This is a genomic window from Lentzea albidocapillata (assembly GCF_000719115.1).
Taxonomy (GTDB): Bacteria; Actinomycetota; Actinomycetes; order Mycobacteriales; family Pseudonocardiaceae; genus Lentzea; species Lentzea albidocapillata.
Genome location: NZ_JOEA01000096.1, coordinates 1 through 292 on the forward strand (window position 1 = coordinate 1; position 292 = coordinate 292).

At 65.8% G+C, this 292-nt stretch carries 1 protein-coding gene; it reads right to left on the reverse strand.

Features of this window, described 5'->3' with window-relative positions:
- A partial coding sequence (locus tag IG04_RS43585; protein WP_036017141.1) for an LVIVD repeat-containing protein occupies positions 1–279 on the reverse strand: 279 nt, incomplete at its 3' end.
- Positions 280–292 lie beyond the last annotated feature (13 nt).

The window sequence follows — 292 nt, forward strand, 5'->3', positions numbered from 1 at the left end:
GAGGATGTCGACGTCCGCGCCGCCCGACTCGAAGTTGTCGGTCGTCACCACGTACGCCCTGTCGCCGGTGTCCCAGGCGAACGCGCTGTGAGTGTCGTTCGCGTCGCCACGCGACAGGTTCGCGCGGTCGCCGAAGTGCTCGGACAGCTTGACCGGCTTGCTGGGATTGCTGACGTCGTACAGCGAGACGCCACCGCGGCCGTTCTTGCCGCACTGCTCGTTGTTCATCACGAGCATGGTGCCGTTGAAGAACTTCGTGTCGACCTGCAGCGCTTGCATGCCCTCGCCGGGC